The following is an 18,888-nucleotide window of genomic DNA, read 5'->3' on the forward strand; positions in this document are numbered from 1 at the left end:
AAAGGTCTGACCACAGACCACAACGTTATAATTATGAGGCACACACACGATGAGAATATCCAAAAATAATAGAGCAAGGAATGCTCTCATTGTTACTTTGCTTGTCATAACAAGCGCTGTCAGTTCACTAATTGTAGGGGCAGGACAAGTCTTCGCAGGAACATACGCAAAAACTGAAAACCCCATAGTATTGGTCCACGGCCTGTTCGGCTTTGAAGACATACTCTTTGTAGATTACTTTTATAAAGTTCCGCATAAACTCAGCCGTAACGGCGCTGTGGTATACATTGCTGAAGTTTCACCAGCAAATTCCACAGAAGTGCGCGGCGAGCAGCTACTTGAGTATATCGATGAAGTACTCGCCCTATCAGGCGCAGACAAAGTGAATCTTATTGGGCATAGCCACGGCGGCCCAACGGCACGTTACGCCGCAAGCGTGGCGCCAGAAAAAGTTGCTTCGGTAAGCTCTGTCGCCGGTGTTAATTGGGGCAGTAAAGTCGCAGATGAATTACGGGATGCTTTCGCTGAGGGCTCAGTGGGAGAAGGCGCCGCTGGCGTCGTTGTTAATGCATTTGCCAACATTATTGAAATTGCGTCTGGGTCAGATCCACGTGACAAGCCAACCGACTCAATCGCAGCACTTGATTCTCTGTCAACTGCAGGCTCAGTAGCGTTCAATCAAAAATACCCTGAAGGCATGCCTACCGCCTACTGTCGCAACGACGGTAAGATGTTGGCTGAAAATGGCGTGTATTATTTCTCATGGAGCGGCGGAAGAACTTATACCAATGCTTTAGACATTGTCGACCCTTTCCTAGCTATTACTGGCACTGCGTTTAAAGAGCCAAACGACGGTCTAGTATCAACCTGTAGTTCCCACTTAGGTAAAGTGCTGAAAGACAATTATAAAATGAACCACATGGACGAGGTAAACCAGAGTTTTGGTATAACCCATTGGTTTGAAACCGACCCGGTAGACGTGTTTGTACGTCAGGCTAATCGTCTTAAGAGATTGGGCTTGTAGTGACACAAGGTAAAGTACGCCATGCGTACCCAATACTTACAGGGCTAGTTGCTCTGTTAGTATTGGGCGGTATTGTTTATTTCCAATTTGCACCTGACACCCAAAAAAATGGTGCAGGGTCTTCCACCGAACGCGTGGAAGTTAACAGGCAGAAAGAAACCAGTGAAAAGCTGGGCGAGAAGGGAATAAAACATAAAGTGGCAGATGCGCGCCCCTCTCTAAAAAGCGAAGCAGCAAGCGCAAATAAAAGCCTTACTCCCTTTGAGCTTAACTATTCAACCAAAGACGCTTTCGACCGCTTTATATTTACGCGTACAACAAAAGAGCCGCAAACCGTTAAGTTTGCCTATGCCACTTACGTTAGCACCGTGTTTACACCAACTACCCAAGCGGTAGCGTCTGACTTATTTACCCGTTATGTAGATTATAAAGTGGCGCTTTCTTCCATCGAGACGGAGGTCGACTTGGCTACTCATAGTTTACAGGATGTGTCTTACAAACTTGATGAGCGCGAGGAGATAAGACGAACCTACTTCAACGACACCGAATACCATTATTTATTTAGCCAAGAAGCGCAGGTGGACGAGGCCGCACTGGAGCGCTTGCGTGTCGCACAAGAAAACTCGCTACCCAAAGAGGAAAGAAAAGCGTTAATTGTCGCTTCTATCAAAGCGGGGAATGAAGCCGAACGGGAAGCCTTTCAGCCAACGCTTAATATGCATCGCATCAAAGAGATAAAACGCAGTTATAGCAATATTAACGATCGCTACAACGCTGTGGCGGCCGAGTTTGGTAGTACAGTGGCAGAGCGCTTCGCGAAAACCTGGGAAAAACAGGCTAGCTGGGAAAGCAAAATTGCTAACTATGAAAAATATCGCGACAACTTATCGAAGCAGTCAATTGCGGTTAGCGAGTTAGAAAGCGCGCTACGGGAATACCGGTCTGCACATTTCACCGACAATGAAATAAAGCGTCTAAACGTTATTACTGGGTCGTAATTTGTCAGGAGCGCAATAAAGTCGTCATAGACTAGGCGTTAGCCTTTTCCCCTGCAAATGGTAATGCAGAGGTATAACCATAAAAGTACTGAATAGTTCTATACATAGGCAGAGTGATTTGAAAGCGGATTGTGCAGTTACTAATCTAGAACGAACCCTATATTTAACATTCTGTCATAAGGTTTGTGGCAATCATTATGAAAATCTACGAAACGAAAACCGCGCCCAACCCACGTCGAGTACGCATGTTTTTAGCCGAAAAAGGCATTGATGTTGATTACGTTCAGGTCGACATTCAAAAAGGCGAAAACTTAAGTGCAGAAATGCGCGCTAAGAACCCGTTAGGTAAAATACCCATTTTAGAGCTTGATGACGGTACATGTATTGCCGAAACGGATGCCATTTGTACTTACTTTGAAGCATTGCAACCAGACCCGCCTTTAATGGGAACAACGCCCGTTGAAAAAGCCACAATATCCATGTGGCAGCGCCAAGTAGAATTGGCCTTCATGATGCAAATTGGCATGTGCTTTCAACACACCACAGGTTACTTTAAAGACCGTATGACACCGGTACCTGAATATGGCAAAGAAGCGGGTATCAACGCGTCTAAATATCTCAATATTTTAGAGCGCCGACTTGGTGTAAAAGAATACATCGCAGGGGATACTTTCTCTATCGCAGACATAACCGCGCTATGCGCCATGGATTTCGCCCGAGTGGTGAAAATACGAATGACTGACGACCACGTTAATTTAGCGCGCTGGTATGAGTCAGTGAGTAACAGAGCGAGTGCAAAAGCCTAATGATAGATTTATACACTGCCGCTACGCCGAATGGCTGGAAAGCCTCGGTAGCGCTTGAAGAAATGGGGCTTGAATATACCGCCCATGCCGTAAATTTAATGAAGGGCGAACAGAAAACACCAGAGTTTTTAGCGATGAACCCCAATGGACGCATACCGGTTATTATTGATAGAGAGGCCGACGGTCACGTGGTTTTTGAGTCTGGCGCCATTATGGTTTATCTGGCTGAAAAGACGGGAATGTTTTTACCCAGTGACGCTAAGCGCAAAAGCCAGGTTATGCAATGGGTGATGTTTCAGATGGGGGGCATTGGACCTATGATGGGACAAGCCAACGTGTTCCATCGTTATCTAGAAGAAAAAATCCCTGTAGCAATAGCGCGTTACCAAAACGAAGTGCGACGTTTATTCACCGTACTGGATGGCAGGTTAGAAAATCGCGAATATCTGGTAGACGACTATAGTATCGCCGATATGGCCAACTGGTGCTGGGTGCGTACCTATGAATGGTCTGGTGTTAGCATTGAAGGCTTAGATAACCTAATACGTTGGAAGAACAGTATTGAAGCGAGACCTGCAGCAAGGCGTGGCGTAGAAGTACCCAATAAAATTGATAAAGAGGCGCTTCTTAAAGGCGCCAAAAATGTGGTTACTAAATAACGCTTTTAACTGAATCGACAAACCGATTAAGCCAGCCTGATGCCATACTCGGTTTGTAAATCAACTCAAAATGCTCTTCATGGCAAAAGTCATAATCTGATACGTACGCGCAAGTAAGATCATGGCTTTTCGCTATGAAGTCAGGTACGTAGGCCAAAGCCAGCCCTTGCCTGACAATAGACAGCAGGGTGCCAAAATCATTACATCGATAGTGTATGGAGCGGGGGACTTTGTCGTCTCGCCACCCATCAGAACCTATACCCCGCTTTATTCCACAAAAAGGTGAGACATCAGGGCAAGCAAAAGCATAAGCGTACAAACTTTGACTTGTTAATGTACCGTTTTTTGCTTCAGTTACCGCAGGGTGATTTTTTGCGGCTGCAACCACATAGGTAGACGACCCTAATGATATGCGATGCAATGACGGGTCTTGCTCTTGTTCTTCCATTGCAAAAGAGGTGGCAATAGCCACGTCGCTTCCCCCTCTAGAAACGCTTTCCAGCGCTTTCCCTTCCCAGCAAGCGTTGATATTAACGTGAAAGCGATCTTGTACAGAGGATGGTTTAGCAAGCAAAGTTGGCAAATAATATTGAAGCAAGAGCGATGGGCCAGAAACAGTAATGTTGTATAAAGCAGTATTGCCCCTAAACTCACTGAGCGCCTGATCGGCTTCGTGCACAAGATGAGTGGCATAAAGAAGGAATTTGTTTCCCCGTTGGTTGAGTCGAATATGCTTACCTACTCGGTCAAACAATTGGCTTTCTAACTTTTGTTCTATCCTTTTCACCACTTTAGACAATGCGCCTGTGGTGACTGATAAATGCATAGATGCTTTATTCAAATTCTCATGTTGCGCAACAACAATGAACTTTCTTAAGTCTTCAATATCCACAGGTTTATAGCCCTATTATTTCCTGTTGGGAATTAAATGCGTATTTATTGTAGCTTAATTGTAAGTGGTTATTATGCCAGTATCGTCATAATAAAATTGTTATTAAGCGTAAAAGGTTTATGAAGCGTCTTTATTTTACTGTCTTGTGTTTATATATGGCGTGCTCGGGGGCAACAGCGACAACCACAGAAGAACTAAGTGCAAATGGCATGAGTAAAGCACCTAAGGCTAATACTTCAATACACGCTGATCATAAATATCATACAAGAGTTGGTTCTCACGGTATGGTGTTGTTTACAGATGGCGCTGAACTCTATGCCAGTCACTTACCCCTTTATTATTCGCCACACGATTACCAACTTATTTATGCCGTAGGAAGTCCGCATAAAGCTACGCTAATTGCGTATCTACAAGCAGGCTCAACGTCTCACAGCAACATGGTGACCCTGTTACCAGAAAATTTTGATTTAAATAAACTCGTTGATGGTGAAAGATTTTCTATTTCAGCACAGTTTTATAAAGGTCATTTTGAGCGAGGTGGCACTAAGTGGTTGGGTAAATCGGAACTGACATTTGAAAAGCTATTGTTTAAACGTTGCTTGGTAAAACAATACAAACCATCACGTTCTGACGACGATAGCGTTAAAGATAACCTAGATGAAAAGTGGACGCGTATCAGGCTCGGCGACAAGTATTTATACATTCACCTTATTGGCGAACGTCCATCGTTTGATGCACTATTTATCGTCGACGATTGTCAGAGAGCTTTAAAAAACAGGCTGGTCGAAAGTGTGCCGAGCAAGACTCAAATTAAAGAGATTTTTTCCCACTGCGGCACGTCTGGGCTAGTGTACTTCGAAACACAGGATTTTGCGCACTGACGCCGCTGATCTGCCCTAGCGTGATTTCAGCTTTAAGATTTTACGCCATCACTTATGGCTTTGATATGTTCAGGGCCTATGCCGCAACAGCCTCCAATGATACTGGCGCCTGCCGCTAGCCACGATTGAGCGTAATCCGCATAGCGCTGCGGTGTTATATCGTTGCGCAGTTCTGACAAAAGCGCGTTAGCTTCATGCTGACGCTTCCTTTCTGAAAAGCTATTGGCGTATGCACCTGTAGCAATGTTTTCATTCAACTCTCGTGTGATTGTCAGTGCACTTTCCATTTCTTCAGGTTGTGAACAATTAAATAGTACGCTATCAACACTTTCCAGCAAAGGCGCGATTTTTTCTAGCGGCTCGCCTGAACGAAGAGTCACAGGTTCGTTAGAAGACGCTCTATTTTGCAAAGAAAACGACAGCCAAATGGGATGGGAAGAGAGTGTTTTTATTAGTGAAACTACAGCTTCCGCTTCTTCGATGGAGCAAGCCGTTTCAATTAGCCAAACATCAATAAAAGGGGCTTGCGCTTTAATCAACGGTGTTAAAATCTCTGCGACACGTTTTGCATCGAATAGGTCTGGACGGTATGAGCCAAAAGCAGGTGGCACACAGCCCGCGACCGACAGCTTATCGCTTTTATTCTGCTGCAAAGTGACGGCTTCCCTTGCTAGCTTAGCTGCTGACTCGGCCAGCGAAAATGCTTGTTCCTTAAACGCGGTTTCACCAATATGAAATGGAACGATGGCATAGGCATTTGTAGTAATGACAGTGGCACCAGCGTTTAGAAAGTGGGTATGAACCTCACGCACTAGTTCCGGGGTCTGCATTAATGCTAGTGCTGACCATTCCGGCTGTTTAAAAGGCGCGCCGATCTTTTCAAGTTCACGACCCATACCACCGTCTAGAATATGAATCACTTTACTACTTACTGTCATGAAAACCTTAACTGTACATCTGAATAATTAAAAATAGTTAGCCTGAAGTGCTAAGTTTGCGCTTCCAATCGATTGGGCCTTCACGCCCACGTGACCGGGACTAATTTGCGCAGGAGTAATACCTCGCATATCCAAGTCTTTCAACGCTCTCTGGGTTGCTTCAACTAGTAATTCTTTTATGTTGCTGGGGATGGCGCCGTCAATGATTACGCCATCTAAGTCCAAAAGGCTCATAGCGCACTGTGAAGCAAACGCCAGCCCTTTGGCTGTCTCGCGCACCCAGTTTTCTACCAGTGATTCATTACACTGCCAGTAAGAGGGGGACTCATAAATATGCTTGGCGTCTTCCCCTGCTTTTTCAAGCTCGCTTTCTAATAGATAAAGCGAAGATTGCGTTATTAACTGACGTTGATGATTTTGGCTAAGAAAAGGTAGCGAGCCAATAGCACCGGCATTACCCGTTTTGCCATTGATAAGCTGATTGTTAAGTACCAGTCCGCCGCCTAAAAACGTACCAACAAAAATGTACAAAAAGCTATCGTAACGCTTCGGATTACCGAAAGACATTTCCGCGCTACATGCCGCTCCGGCGTCATTTTTAATAAAAACGGGTAGTTTTAATAAGCTTTCAAGCGCGGTTTGCGGGTCGAACTCTTTCCATTCTTCTAACTCTTTTTTCGGCGCGCCTGCTTCCTCTGCCCAACTCCAAATTTCAAAAGGCATGGCTACGCCTAACCCTCTAACCAAGTTTTGCTGCGCTTTATCTAAATTTTTAGTTAAAACACCGAAGGCGCGCTCTGCGAAGTTAAGTAAATTGCTTACCGTGGGGTAGTCAAATTTTTCATGAAGGGTTGCTTTAACATTGCCTTTCAAGTCGAGTAAGGTCATGTCAAAACCGCGGCGACCTACTTTGAGGCCAATGCTGAATGCCCCGTTAGCATTCAAACCGAAAGGTACTTTTGGCTGGCCGACGCCACCTTTAATAGGCGCTAAGCGTTTAACTAAGCCATCGGTTTCCAACTTCTTGATAATTACCGTTGCAGACTGCGCCGACAGCCCGGTCAATTGTGCAATTTCAGCTTTAGGTAATGCAATGCGTTGTCGAATTAAGGTTAAGATCGCGCGCTCATTCGCGGAGCGATTATCGAGTAACTCTGGTGCGCTTTGTGAAGGAAGGTGAAAAGCCGATTCAATATTCAAAGTAATTACTATCTACCGTTAAAAGTGAAGTGAGTTTAACAATACCAATCCGCATAGAGAATGCCTACTTCTGTTCAAAAATGTCTACAGTTTCTAATGCAGTATCTAGACATCCTACAATTCTTTGATAAAAATATAAATCAATTGGGTTGATTTAATGGTTGTGTTCGACAATACTATGCTCCAATTAATTAACGATTCGTTAACTTTGTGTATTGTTCACGCAAAGTAAACGTCTTTTATTTACATTTTTTGAGTGAGGCTGGTATGAAGATTTTGTGTTTAGGTGAAGTGCTTATTGATATGTTAAGCCAAGGTGCAGCGCCCAAAGATGGCAACATACCAGCCATGAAGCCTTTCCAGCCTTACGCTGGTGGCGCGCCTGCTAACGTGGCGGTTGCAGTTGCCCAACTAGGTGGTGAGAGCGCAATGGTATCTAAAGTGGGTGATGACACTTTTGGGGCGTTCCTTAAAGAAATGCTTGAACACTATAAAGTGAACACTGACTTTGTGTGGACAACTCAAGAAGGCAATACGGCGTTAGCGTTTGTAAATTTAGATGAAGACGGTGAGCGTTCGTTCGATTTCTACGTAGATAATGCCGCGCATAAGCACATTTCAGAAAAAGACTTATCTACCATTGATTGCGACAAAAATACGGTACTTCACTTCTGTTCGGGTTCAATTTCTGGCCCTGAACTTATTCCTGGCACTGAGTTTATTTTAAACAAGGCAAAGGAAAACGGCATGATGGTGTGCTTAGACATTAACTATCGCCCAGCATTTTGGGATGATACTGCTAATGCACCAGCGCGTATTGATGAGGCGGCTAAGAAAGTCTCTGTGTTAAAGGCAAGCCGCGAGGAACTTGCAGAGCTTTACGGCGAAGAAAATGCCGATGCAAAAGTACAACAGTGGCTTGATAGTGGGGTTAAGGTTGTATTGGTGACCGACGGTGGTGAGCCAATTCACTATATTACTAAGTCTTTCAGCGGCACGTTAGCGTCACCAAAAATGGATGTGAAAGACACGACTGCAGCCGGTGATTCTTTTATCGGTGGGTTCCTGTATTTCCTTTCGACCAAAGTTAAAAACGCCGATGAGTTCGATGCGTGGGCCGAAAACTTTGAGAATGTAAGCGAGGCCACTGAGTTTGCTATTCGCTGTGGGGCTTATACAGTAACCCAGTATGGCGCATTTAGCGCACTGCCTACGCAGGAAAATATCGCCAAGTAGGAAGCGTTAAAAAATCGCTTTCAAAGCTGTGAAGCAGGCAATAAAAAAGGGTTCGATTGAACCCTTTTTTGTCTTTTAAAGCTATACCAGCAGCACAAGCTAATGCGTTAAGTCGGCCTAGTGCTTATCGGCTCTGCTTTGGAACTTACGTTCTTCGGTATTAACCTTAATCCATTCACCGGTGCTAATATATTCTGGCACTTGTACTACTAGGCCGGTCGAAAGCGTAGCCGGTTTAGTGCGAGAAGTAGCAGACGCACCTTTAATAGACGGGTCGGTTTCAACTACCTCAAGCTCCACGCTCATTGGTAAGTCTAAGGCAACGGGTACTTCGCTAACAATAACAACTTGAATGCCATCGGTTTCTTCGTTGATGAACAGAGCTTCGTTCTCAATGCTCTCTTTGTTCAAGTGATAAGGGGTGTAGTCTTCCTTATCCATAAATACATATTCTTCGCCATCGATATACGAAAACATAGCGGGGCGACGAATTAAGTCTGCCATATCTAGGGTATCTGAGTCTTTAAAGGTCTCATCGTATTTGGCGCCCGTTACTACATCGTACATGCGCATGCGATAGATGCTGCCACCAGCACGACCTTGGGGGACAGAGCGTTCAATGTCTCGCACTATGCAAGTTTTCCCATCAAATACTACAGTGTTATTCTTTTTAATTTCACTAGCCTTAGGCATGGCGATTTCCTATTGTTTTATTTTCTTAAGATGCAAGCCTTGTTTCTTCCTCGGCCCATTCTCTGCGATTTTACACGACTAAGAAAGTGTTTTTGCTGGCTCAGCCTTCTATTAGCGATTTAACATTCGCTAAGGTATCAGCTTCACTGGCGGGCTTGTCCCAACGAATTCTATGTATACGGGGAAAGCGCAGCGCGACTCCTGATTTGTGCCTTGACGAAGGGTGTACAGCGTCGAAAGCCACTTCAAGCACTAGCTCTTTTTTCACTTCTCTTACCGGGCCAAACCGTCCTACAGCATTGCGCCTTACCCAATTATCCAGTTTTTTGAGCTCTTCATCGGTGAACCCGGAATACGCCTTCCCGATAGGCAGAAGCTGACTGTCCTCCCAAGCGCCAAACGTGTAGTCAGAATAAAAGCTGGAGCGCTTGCCGTGCCCTCGCTGCGCGTACATCATTACCGCATCCACAACTAGCGGGTCGCGCTTCCATTTAAACCACTGGCCTTTAGGTCTGCCAGGAACATACTTACTATCTAAGCGCTTTATCATGAGCCCTTCTACCGCACGGTTTTGGCATACTTGGGCGTGAAGCTGGCGCAAGGTTTCAGGTGAAGTGGCATTGAGTGTTTCAGAAAGAAACAAACGGCTGTTATTCGTGTTGCTAAACCATTCTTCAAGGGCGTGGCGCCTTGCCTTTAGTGTTTTATCAGTTAAATCTTCACTATTAAGCACTAAAGCATCGTAAACGATTAGTCCAACCGGTGCGGAAGACTGTAAAGCTTTACTAGGTTTCTTTTTATTAAGACGCTGCTGAAGCGCATTAAAGGTATCCACGTCTGGCTGTGTGACGGATGAAGCCTGTTCATCGCTTTTATCACTACTGGTACGTTGACTAGCCGCACTTTGGGCAGTCGATTCTTCAGATTGATGTAGGCCATGTTCTGCATTATGAATAACCAGCAGTTCTCCATCTAGCACCATATTGCCGCTTACAGACTCAAGCAGATCAGGAAATGAGTGGCTAATATCATCGCCAGTACGAGAAAAAAGGGCTTTTTCGGGCTTATCGCCATCGGCCCCACTACCGTTCTGAGTCTTATCATCTACAGGGTTATTTGACTTAACGACAAGCTGCACACGAATGCCGTCGTACTTGTTCTCAATTTGCCAAGTGTTCTTGGTGAAAGCGTCTATATCGCTATCTTCAATGGGGTGAGAAAGCATAACTGGATGAAAGGTGACGGCATTTTCAATATCAGGCTTGTCAGCTTTTCCTTCTAGCCAACCAAGCATATCGACATAAGGCGGAGTAACCGCATGCCAAAGTGTCTCAACTTCTTTAATGTCTTTATTGCCATAATCGGCCAATATTTGTTTTATAGAGCGCGCCGACACGCCTATACGTAACCCCCGAGTGCCCAACTTTAGTAACGCCCAGCGTTGAGCCGGCGTCATTATTGTTAGGTAATGGGCTAGCGTCTCAGAAACTTTCTGCTTACTGACCGAAGCGAACGTTTCTACCACTTCGGTAAGCGAGGGTAGCGAATTTGTTGGCTCGCTATAAGGCCATAAATGGGCTACGGTTTCACTAACCTCACCCACATAGTCATAGCTCATGGCAAAAAGCGCAGGATCGGTATGTTCGGTAATAAGCTTTTTTACCGTATTGCGCTTAAAAAAGTCGAATCGCAATGTACCTGCCATAGCAGCAATTGCCCAGCCTCGGTCAGGGTCTGGTGTATTGGCTATGTAGTTAGCTATAAGCTGCGCTTTGGCTTTGTTTCCAGACGTGAAATACAGCTGCTCAAGTAAGTGACTGAATGCTTCCACTAATCGCCTCCTTGCTCTTCTTCATCATAACCGACTAGCGATAGCGCTCTGGCTTTAAACCCCATTTTTTCAGCCTGATACATCAGCGCATCTTCTCTGCCGTGAGTCACCCACACTTCTTGCGGATTGACTTCTTTAATGGTTTGCAGCAATTCGGGCCAGTCGCAATGATCAGAGATAATAAGCGGTAGCTCGGCATTTTTTTGCTTAGCGCGAGCGCGAATTTGCATCCAGCCAGATGCCACAACAGGTCGCACGTTAGGCAAACTTCGCGACCACCTGTCGGCAAGTGCCGAAGGGGGCGCAATGACTATCTCACCGTCTAAGGTCTTTTTATCTGCAACCTCAGAGACTGGAATTAATTCACCTAAGTCTATTCCTAATTGCTTGTATAGGTCACACAGTTTTAGCTGCGCACCATGTAAGTAAATTGGTTTGGAGTAGCCTGCTTCTCGCAGCGCTAATATAACCCGTTGACATTTACCCAATGCATAAGCGCCTACTAAGTGGCACCGCTCGGGAAACACGCGTAATGAGTGAAGGAGTTTTTCAATTTCATGTTCAATAGGCGGGTGCTTAAAGACAGGAAGCCCGAAGGTGGCTTCGGTAATCAATACATCGCAAGGGACAACTTTAAAGGGCGGGCAAGTAGGATCGTGACGGCGCTTATAATCACCGGAAACTACAACGCGGTAGCCTGCATATTCGATAAGAATTTGTGTAGAGCCAAGAATATGGCCAGCAGGGTAAAACGTGGCTTTTACATCGTTAAAAGTAATACTTTCACCCATAGCTACAGGGTGCTGATGAATAGCCATATCTTCACCGTAGCGGGTTTGCATAATTGCCAGTGTTTCCGAGCTTGCGTACACACTGTTATGACCTGCCCGTGCATGGTCAGCGTGGCCGTGTGTGACAAGCGCGGTGGCGACTTCATTCATTGGGTCGATGTAAAACTCACCCGGCTCGCAATAAAGGCCAGTATCGTCAGCTTTTAACCACGTTGATGGATGCACTTCTTGTAGTCCTGCCAAATCAGAGAATGCTTGTTACTACGTATTTAACCCCCCGAATCGACCACTTGAATTAGGCACTTACTACTGTTTTAACTCTCATTCATCTATTGGGTTTGGGTTGGGCTATGATACTGACGAAAGCCAATTAGGCTCGGCTACTTTGCTAGTTACTTTCAGGTTCTAGATAGTTGCGCCATTATGCTACAGGACCAGGCTTTACCTGGTCCTTTTGGCTGAATCGGATTTATATAACTTCTTTTAGTACGGATGTTAGCTATGAGGTTTTGTTTGCCTCTGTCGCCAATTCTTGCTCTTCTACCAAACCGTGATCCATCTTGCTTTGTTGCTTCTTATAAAAGCTGCGCAGATACAGTCTTCGCCATGCCGCTTCAAATGGCCCTTGATCAAAGTGCTTAGTAATAAAATTCGCCAGCAACATTTGAATTGCAGTAAGCGCAAGGGTAATTAACATCAAATCGAGCAGCGTCACATTATAGGCAAATTCGGGGTAGTAAGCGGGCATAATTACACGAAACAGCACAGCCAAAACAATAGACTGTGTTAGATACAGGGTAAACGCCACCTTGCCGCAGTTAATAAGTGACTGATACCACCAGCTGGTTGTATTTTTCACTTTGATTAACAGATGAGCGTAGGCAAAAGCACAGAAAATAGCGGGGATACTGGTAAACATGGGAATAACATCTGAGGTTACTTGCTCAAACATTATCTGAGGAATAACAGTAATAACAGAGGTGGCTACGGCAACTATAGCTACTTTTTTAAATACAGCAGAAGAAAAACCAAGGTTAAAGAAATCGCTTCTATAAAGGTAGGCACCAAACATCATAAGCCCCATCGACTGCCACAGCATGGAAAAAGGGGCTGCAATAACGGTAGCAAGAACAAAAGATGCTTGAACGCCAATTTGGAACAAATAACTACTATGCCATTCCGTAACCTCTTCGGCGTAAGCTTCGCTAGACCTTAATGGAGGTGCGCCACCGTAGTCGTATCCAAGCGTAAGTACTATGCCAAAAACAAGCATAATGATGCTTCCCACAATAAGATATTTAACGCTTTTCGCGCGAAGCGCTTCTTGGTCTAACGTTAAGTGCTTTAGTACAAAGTAGGCGCAAAGGCTGTAATAAAGCAGTATGTCGCCGCCAAATATAAACACGCCATGTATTAACCCAAATAAAAATAGCCATTTAAGCCGAGATTTAGAAAAGTCTAAAAAGTTGTGCCCACGCTTTTGACAAGCATCGAATTGAATAGCTAAACCTGCTCCAAAGAGCAGGCAGAATAAGGTGCGAAATCTTCCATCTAAGAAAAGCGCGCTAAATGTTGAGATAATCTCATCAGATAAAAGAGGATCTTCAAAAAACGCGTAGCCGGTGTGAAAATTTTGATGGTATGCAATGTTTAAAAACAATATGCCAAGGATTGCTAAACCTCTAATGGCATCTATGGATTGAATTCGCATTTACGTTCCCTGTAATCATATTTTGTAGTTTAACGAGTGTAGTGTACTCGTTTTCGAAGTGTCGATACTTAAAGTGTATCCGAATATTAACTATTGCTAATAACTTTAATCCACTAATAAATAAAAAGTACAGGAGATACTTATTTTTTCAAGCAAGTTATATTGCGCTTAGCCTTGATGGTTATTGCAAAGGCAAAAAGTAAGGTGTTGGCGTATATAAACTTAACTAAAGAATTGGCGTATAAAGCGGAAAAGGCATAACAGATACTGTAAATGACATTACTTCCCTCCGCTTTCGCTAAGTGGTTTAAGCAAAAAGGCTGGCAACCGCGTGATTATCAACAGACCATGTTGGTGGAAAAAGATAAACATGACTGTACGTTACTGATAGCACCGACAGGGGCGGGTAAAACCTTGTCAGGTTTTCTGCCGAGTTTGGTAGAGCTTAGTGAACTCAATGAAAGTAATTCGCCAGCTGAAAACAAGGGTAATCAGAGTGGGTTTAATGGTTTACATACCCTGTACATTTCACCACTTAAAGCGTTGACTCAGGATATCCATCGCAATCTGTTACAGCCTATTGAAGAAATGTCGTTGCCTATAACTGCGGAAACGCGTACCGGCGATACGCCTTCTCATAAGCGTCAGCGACAGCGTAAAAAGCCGCCTAATATTCTACTTACTACCCCCGAATCCCTCATGCTGATGCTAAGTTACGCCGATGCCGATAAGCTTTTCGGCAAACTAAAACGCGTGATCATTGATGAAACTCACAGTTTAATGGCAAATAAACGCGGCGACTTTTTGTCACTCGCCCTAGCGCGCTTGAGCGTGTTTTCACCAAGCTGTAAACGCATAGGCCTGTCAGCGACCGTAGCGTTTCCTGAAACTTTGGGCGCGTGGCTAGCAGGCAGTGACAGTGTTGCCAATATCATCAAAGTAAAAGCGGGGGAGAAGCCAAAAGTTGAGATGCTGCACTCCAAAGCGCGCATGCCTTTTGGCGGTTTTATGGCCCGTTACGCCATTGATGATATCTATGAGGCCATAGAGAAGGCACAGACCACGCTGGTTTTTGTCAATACACGCGCTCAGTCTGAACTGCTATTTCAAATGTTGTGGGAAGCAAATAAAGCTGCGCTCCCCATAGCGCTTTATCACGGCAGTTTGAGCAAAGAGCAAAGGCGAAAAACCGAAGCTATGATGGCAAGCGGTATGCTAAGGGCAATTGTGTGTACTTCTGCGTTAGAGTTAGGTATCGATTGGGGTGATGTAGATAAGGTCATTCAAGTAGGTGCGCCTAAAGGCGTAAGCAGGCTGCTGCAAAGGATAGGGCGAGCGAACCACAGGTTAGATGAACCTAGCGAAGCGTTACTTGTACCAGCAAACCGTTTTGAAGCGCTGGAATGCCAAGCGGCCATTACGGCTATTGAAAAAGGTGAACTTGATGGCGAAAGCCCTCAGCCAGGCGCCCTAGATATCATTCCGCAGTTTATCTTGAACTGTTTATGTAGCAAAGCTGATAGGCCGGATGCCTTATATCAAGAGATACTTACCGCTACGCCTTATCAAGGGTTAGATAGAGACGATTTCGATAAGCTGTGGCGCTTCACCCAAGACGGAGGCAGTGCCCTGAATGCTTATGAACGATATCAGCGCTTAACCAGAAATGATGATGGTACTTTTGCGCCCGCAAATCGGCGAGTTATACAAAGACACAGGCAAAACATAGGCACAATCGTTGAGGCAGGGCGTTTAAAGGTAAAGCGTATCCGAAGGGGAAACCAAGGCAAGATCATTGGTGAGGTAGAAGAATACTTCGCCCAGCAGTTAACGCCTGGAGATACCTTTTATTTCGGCGGAGAAGTACTGCGCTTTGAAGCAATCCGCGACATGCAGCTTCACGCCAAGCCGGCAAAAGCCAAAGAGCCTAAAATACCAAGCTACGCAGGTGGCCAAATGCCGCTATCTACCTATCTAGCAGAAGGGGTACGGGCAATCTTGGCTAATCAAAAATCCTGGAAGGCACTGCCCGCGCAGGTACAAGAGTGGCTGAAGCTTCAGCAGGCGTTCTCTCAGCTACCTAGCCCTGAAAAGGTGCTGGTGGAGCAGTTTCCATTTAGACAGACGCACTATACCTTGTACTACACCTTCGACGGGCGCAAAGCGAACCAAACCTTAGGTATGTTGTTAACGCGGCGAATGGAAAAAATGGGCATTAAGCCTTTAAGCTTCAGCGTGACTGATTATGGTTTGTCGGTAGCATCAGTGAACGCCATCACCCAAGGGCAGTTACAGCAACTGTTTCAGCCGGATATTCTAGGCGACGAATTAGAAGATTGGATGTTGCAAGCGCCAATGCTAAAGCGTTCCTTCAGACAAGTAGCGGTAGTTAGCGGGTTGACCGAACAGCGTTATCACGGCAGTCAAAAAACTATGAAACAAGTAACGTTTTCTACCGACCTTATTTACGATACGTTGCGAGAGCACGACCGCGACCATATATTACTTAAAGTAGCGCGTGCTGATGCTGAGCGCGAGCTACTCGACTTACGGCGACTCGCTAACTTACTCATTCGCTACGTAGATTCAGCGATATTAATGAACCTTGAAAAACCGTCTCCTATGGCCATTCCTATTGTACTTGATGTGCGCAGTGAGCAAGTAAAAGGCGCTGGTGCACAGGCCATCATCGAACAGGCTGATTTGTATGCGGAAGCTGAAACTATGTTGGATGAAGTTCGCGCACTACTCTCAGGGACTAGCGTTGAATAGGTAATATGAGCTCACAAATGAAAAGAACAAGAGGGTAAGTTGGCAATAACCGATTCGTGGCTGACGGAGAAAGTCAGTCAGCGCCACATTACAATTACGAAATATGTAGACTACCTGTGGTTATTAGATGCGCGTGGTGTGGCATATTTACCCGCATGCGACTGGCTGATTGTGTCTGATCTTCACTTAGAAAAAGGCAGCTATTTACGCAGCTATGCGAACCCCATACCTAGCTTAGACTCCACCGCCACACTTAAACGCTTAGAAAGCATTATTAATGATTATAAGCCTAAGCGGGTAATCAGCTTAGGCGATAGCTTTCATGACAAGCATAGCATGTCTCGTATGACTAACGAGGACCGGCAGCACTTATGCAGGCTTGTTGATAAAGTGAAAGAGTGGATGTGGGTAGAAGGTAATCATGACCCAGACCTGCCGGAAGGCATTCCTGGAACGCCCTGTTTTGAAATAGTGCTAGATAATATGGTGTTCAGACATGAACCAGAAATGAGCGAAACTCGTGCTCAGGTTATCGGTCACTATCATCCCAAAAAGCGCACCACTATTTCTCGCCGCCGTTACTCTGGTAAATGCTTTACTAACAACAACAGCCTATTTGTGATGCCCGCCTTCGGGCAGTTCACCGGCGGGTTAGACATAGACGAAGACGTAATGCTAGCGCTTCTTCCCAAGTCCACCCGTCAGGTTTTCATGCTCTGTGAAGGTATTATCTTTAAAGTATAGTCCAGCAAAGTATATAAATGGTACTGTGTCTTTTTTGACCTAATAAACAGATGAGTGAGCCGTCACATGGATAGTGCAATTAGAATGTTTGCTTCTTTGATTCTCACGGGAATTATGTCCTGTTGTGCTATAGGAAAAGAGCAAACTACGACTGAAACGGTTATTGATAAAAGGGGAGAAAACCTCTTTTTACTTGGAAATTTTGATAGTTTCACTTTAGATGCTGTTGTCAAAGAAATAGATAAGTCACCACAAATTACTCGTATCGTGTTTACAGCTAATGGTGGTTCTAACGACGATAATGTCACTCTTCAATTAGGACGTTTCATACGGCAAAAAAAGCTAGAAACTCATGTATTGGAAGGAGGTGTAATTGCATCAGGAGGAGTAAGCTTGTTCTTAGCAGGAGTGAAACGCTCTATAGGTAAAAATGTATATATTGGGGTTCATGCATGGCAACACTGCAGTGGAAGTGGCACTGTGAACTGCAAATCTGCAAAAGAATACGCACTTACAGATTCTGCGCATCGTCTACATAATGACTACGTAAGTGAGATGCTATCAACTGACAGTTTCTATTGGTTTTCAATTAACGCTGCGCCACCAAATTCAATACATTGGTTATCATCATCAGAAATAAAAGCTTTTAAATTGGTGAATCATTCAATAAATGAAAACTTTGAAATCCCGTTTTTTCGTGCATTTCAAAACGAATACGAAAACGTATGTCATAACTGTCCAACGAAAAATCACTAGCTAATGGGGTCAGAGTCTGAGGGATCCCCACGAATTTAATTTCATGAGGCTCCGGCCCAGGCCCCGTCTACTATGGAGCTGTACCATTGGAGTGCAGCTTTCCACTGTCGCATAGTGAATCGTATCCGGCAAGCGACAGCCCTAAGTCCAAGGTAATGGAATGACAGCACGCTTCTGGTTTCGGTATTGGCTTGGAAGCGCCGATGTTTGTTGGAAGAGACGAGCACTATACCCAGTAGTATAGCCACTAATGATGCTAACGTCGTCAGCAATACCAGTATTGTTAAGCGCTGCTTCTTCACACTTTTATTTTGCTCATAGCCAAGCCCGAACTTCGTGCTTTTCATGTCTCTAAACCCTTCTTCAATCTGCATGCGCTGGCGATAAATAGCAACTACCTGTTTCGATAAGCTTCGGTGAGATTCTAGTGAAGTCGCTAACAGCCTCGGGTCTTTCGCTCCTTGTGCATGGACTTTTGAGCGTTTTGAAGCTTTGCGTGTACCATCGGGGTTTAAAGCATGACGCCCTTTCGTTTTCTGTTTGAACAGAACTAGCGTACAGGCAAAGGGATTACCTCTTACTATTTGGCTGTTATCAAAACGTTTAGGCCGACAGGTCGCTTGAGCGTAAAGGTGTCGAATACACTGCCACGTATTTCCTCTATCAAGCGAGTAAAAATGTGGCTTGCGGATACGCCCAACAATGTCCCATCCTAGTGCCTTAACTTCTCTAAACCAAGGCGCTTTATACCCTGCGTCAGTAACGATAATAGGGCGACAGTGAGAAGGTAATATAGCGTGCAACCTCTTTAAAAATGTTTTGTGGGTGACGGGTTTCTCTTTGGTCTTGTTGCAGTGTACTTCTTGATAAAGTGTGATGGGCCGACCTTTCAGAGATATTGCCGCGCGTAAAAGAAAATGCGCTTTACGGTCGTCTAAATCTGACCAATCAATTGA

At 44.9% G+C, this 18,888-nt stretch carries 17 protein-coding genes; 9 read left to right on the top strand and 8 right to left on the bottom strand.

Annotation, left to right across the window (positions count from 1 at the left end):
- Positions 1–49: 49 nt before the first annotated feature.
- The 4 genes from IW644_RS16380 to IW644_RS16395 all read left to right on the top strand — a co-directional run bounded on the left by IW644_RS16380 (position 50) and on the right by IW644_RS16395 (position 3,487).
- Positions 50–1,024, top strand: coding sequence for an esterase/lipase family protein (locus IW644_RS16380; RefSeq protein WP_269918493.1), 975 nt, complete (start codon positions 50–52; stop codon positions 1,022–1,024).
- On the top strand, positions 1,024–2,022 hold the full coding sequence (locus IW644_RS16385) for a lipase secretion chaperone (protein WP_269918494.1): 999 nt from the start codon (positions 1,024–1,026) through the stop codon (positions 2,020–2,022). Before IW644_RS16380 ends, IW644_RS16385 begins: the two co-directional genes overlap by 1 nt.
- A 197-nt stretch (positions 2,023–2,219) precedes the next feature.
- Positions 2,220–2,828, top strand: a complete 609-nt coding sequence (locus tag IW644_RS16390; RefSeq protein ID WP_179984834.1) for a glutathione S-transferase family protein — start codon at positions 2,220–2,222, stop codon at positions 2,826–2,828.
- Positions 2,828–3,487 (top strand): glutathione S-transferase family protein, encoded by a 660-nt coding sequence (locus IW644_RS16395; RefSeq protein ID WP_179984833.1) that lies wholly within the window; start codon positions 2,828–2,830, stop codon positions 3,485–3,487. The genes IW644_RS16390 and IW644_RS16395 overlap by 1 nt, the downstream gene beginning before the upstream one ends.
- On the opposite strand, the gene IW644_RS16400 is transcribed toward IW644_RS16395, so the two are convergent.
- Complete coding sequence (locus tag IW644_RS16400) at positions 3,480–4,379, bottom strand: LysR family transcriptional regulator (RefSeq protein WP_269918495.1); 900 nt, start codon at positions 4,377–4,379, stop codon at positions 3,480–3,482. The genes IW644_RS16395 and IW644_RS16400 overlap by 8 nt on opposite strands.
- A gap of 119 nt (positions 4,380–4,498) precedes the next feature.
- On the opposite strand from IW644_RS16400, the gene IW644_RS16405 reads away from it, so the two are divergent.
- Positions 4,499–5,260, top strand: a complete 762-nt coding sequence (locus IW644_RS16405; RefSeq protein WP_269918496.1) for a hypothetical protein — start codon at positions 4,499–4,501, stop codon at positions 5,258–5,260.
- A gap of 32 nt (positions 5,261–5,292) precedes the next feature.
- Here IW644_RS16405 and IW644_RS16410 read toward each other — a convergent pair whose 3' ends face one another.
- The gene (locus IW644_RS16410; protein ID WP_269918497.1) at positions 5,293–6,198 is read right to left on the bottom strand and encodes a homocysteine S-methyltransferase family protein; all 906 of its coding nucleotides are present in this window, start codon (positions 6,196–6,198) and stop codon (positions 5,293–5,295) included.
- A 27-nt stretch (positions 6,199–6,225) separates the two neighbouring features.
- Positions 6,226–7,398: an ROK family transcriptional regulator gene (locus IW644_RS16415; RefSeq protein WP_269918498.1), complete on the bottom strand. Its 1,173-nt coding sequence runs from the start codon at positions 7,396–7,398 to the stop codon at positions 6,226–6,228.
- A gap of 267 nt (positions 7,399–7,665) precedes the next feature.
- On the opposite strand from IW644_RS16415, the gene IW644_RS16420 reads away from it, so the two are divergent.
- Positions 7,666–8,634 (top strand): carbohydrate kinase family protein, encoded by a 969-nt coding sequence (locus IW644_RS16420; protein ID WP_269918499.1) that lies wholly within the window; start codon positions 7,666–7,668, stop codon positions 8,632–8,634.
- A 117-nt stretch (positions 8,635–8,751) separates the two neighbouring features.
- Here the strand turns inward: IW644_RS16420 and efpL are convergent, their stop codons facing one another.
- The 4 genes from efpL to IW644_RS16440 form a co-directional block, all read right to left on the bottom strand.
- Positions 8,752–9,327, bottom strand: coding sequence for an elongation factor P-like protein EfpL (efpL, locus tag IW644_RS16425; RefSeq protein ID WP_025257482.1), 576 nt, complete (start codon positions 9,325–9,327; stop codon positions 8,752–8,754).
- Between the two features lie 100 nt (positions 9,328–9,427).
- A complete protein-coding gene (locus IW644_RS16430) occupies positions 9,428–11,158 on the bottom strand; it encodes a cisplatin damage response ATP-dependent DNA ligase (RefSeq protein WP_269918500.1) in 1,731 nt (576 codons plus the stop codon).
- Positions 11,158–12,174: a ligase-associated DNA damage response exonuclease gene (locus IW644_RS16435; protein ID WP_269918501.1), complete on the bottom strand. Its 1,017-nt coding sequence runs from the start codon at positions 12,172–12,174 to the stop codon at positions 11,158–11,160. Before IW644_RS16435 ends, IW644_RS16430 begins: the two co-directional genes overlap by 1 nt.
- 274 nt (positions 12,175–12,448) lie before the next feature.
- Positions 12,449–13,660, bottom strand: coding sequence for a DUF418 domain-containing protein (locus IW644_RS16440; protein WP_269918502.1), 1,212 nt, complete (start codon positions 13,658–13,660; stop codon positions 12,449–12,451).
- 273 nt (positions 13,661–13,933) lie between these two features.
- On the opposite strand from IW644_RS16440, the gene IW644_RS16445 reads away from it, so the two are divergent.
- From IW644_RS16445 to IW644_RS16455, 3 genes are all read left to right on the top strand, one after another.
- Positions 13,934–16,432: a ligase-associated DNA damage response DEXH box helicase gene (locus IW644_RS16445; RefSeq protein ID WP_269918503.1), complete on the top strand. Its 2,499-nt coding sequence runs from the start codon at positions 13,934–13,936 to the stop codon at positions 16,430–16,432.
- Between the two features lie 39 nt (positions 16,433–16,471).
- Complete coding sequence (gene pdeM / locus IW644_RS16450) at positions 16,472–17,176, top strand: ligase-associated DNA damage response endonuclease PdeM (RefSeq protein WP_269918504.1); 705 nt, start codon at positions 16,472–16,474, stop codon at positions 17,174–17,176.
- 66 nt (positions 17,177–17,242) lie between these two features.
- Positions 17,243–17,932 carry a hypothetical protein gene (locus IW644_RS16455; RefSeq protein WP_269918505.1) on the top strand — a complete coding sequence of 230 codons (690 nt, stop codon included), beginning with the start codon at positions 17,243–17,245 and terminating at the stop codon, positions 17,930–17,932.
- A gap of 41 nt (positions 17,933–17,973) precedes the next feature.
- Here the strand turns inward: IW644_RS16455 and IW644_RS16460 are convergent.
- The coding region (locus tag IW644_RS16460; protein WP_269918506.1) for an IS4 family transposase at positions 17,974–18,888 on the bottom strand (915 nt) is incomplete at its 5' end.

It is taken from the genome of Alteromonas sp. PRIM-21 (genome assembly GCF_027563165.1).
Taxonomy (GTDB): Bacteria; Pseudomonadota; Gammaproteobacteria; order Enterobacterales; family Alteromonadaceae; genus Alteromonas; species Alteromonas macleodii_A.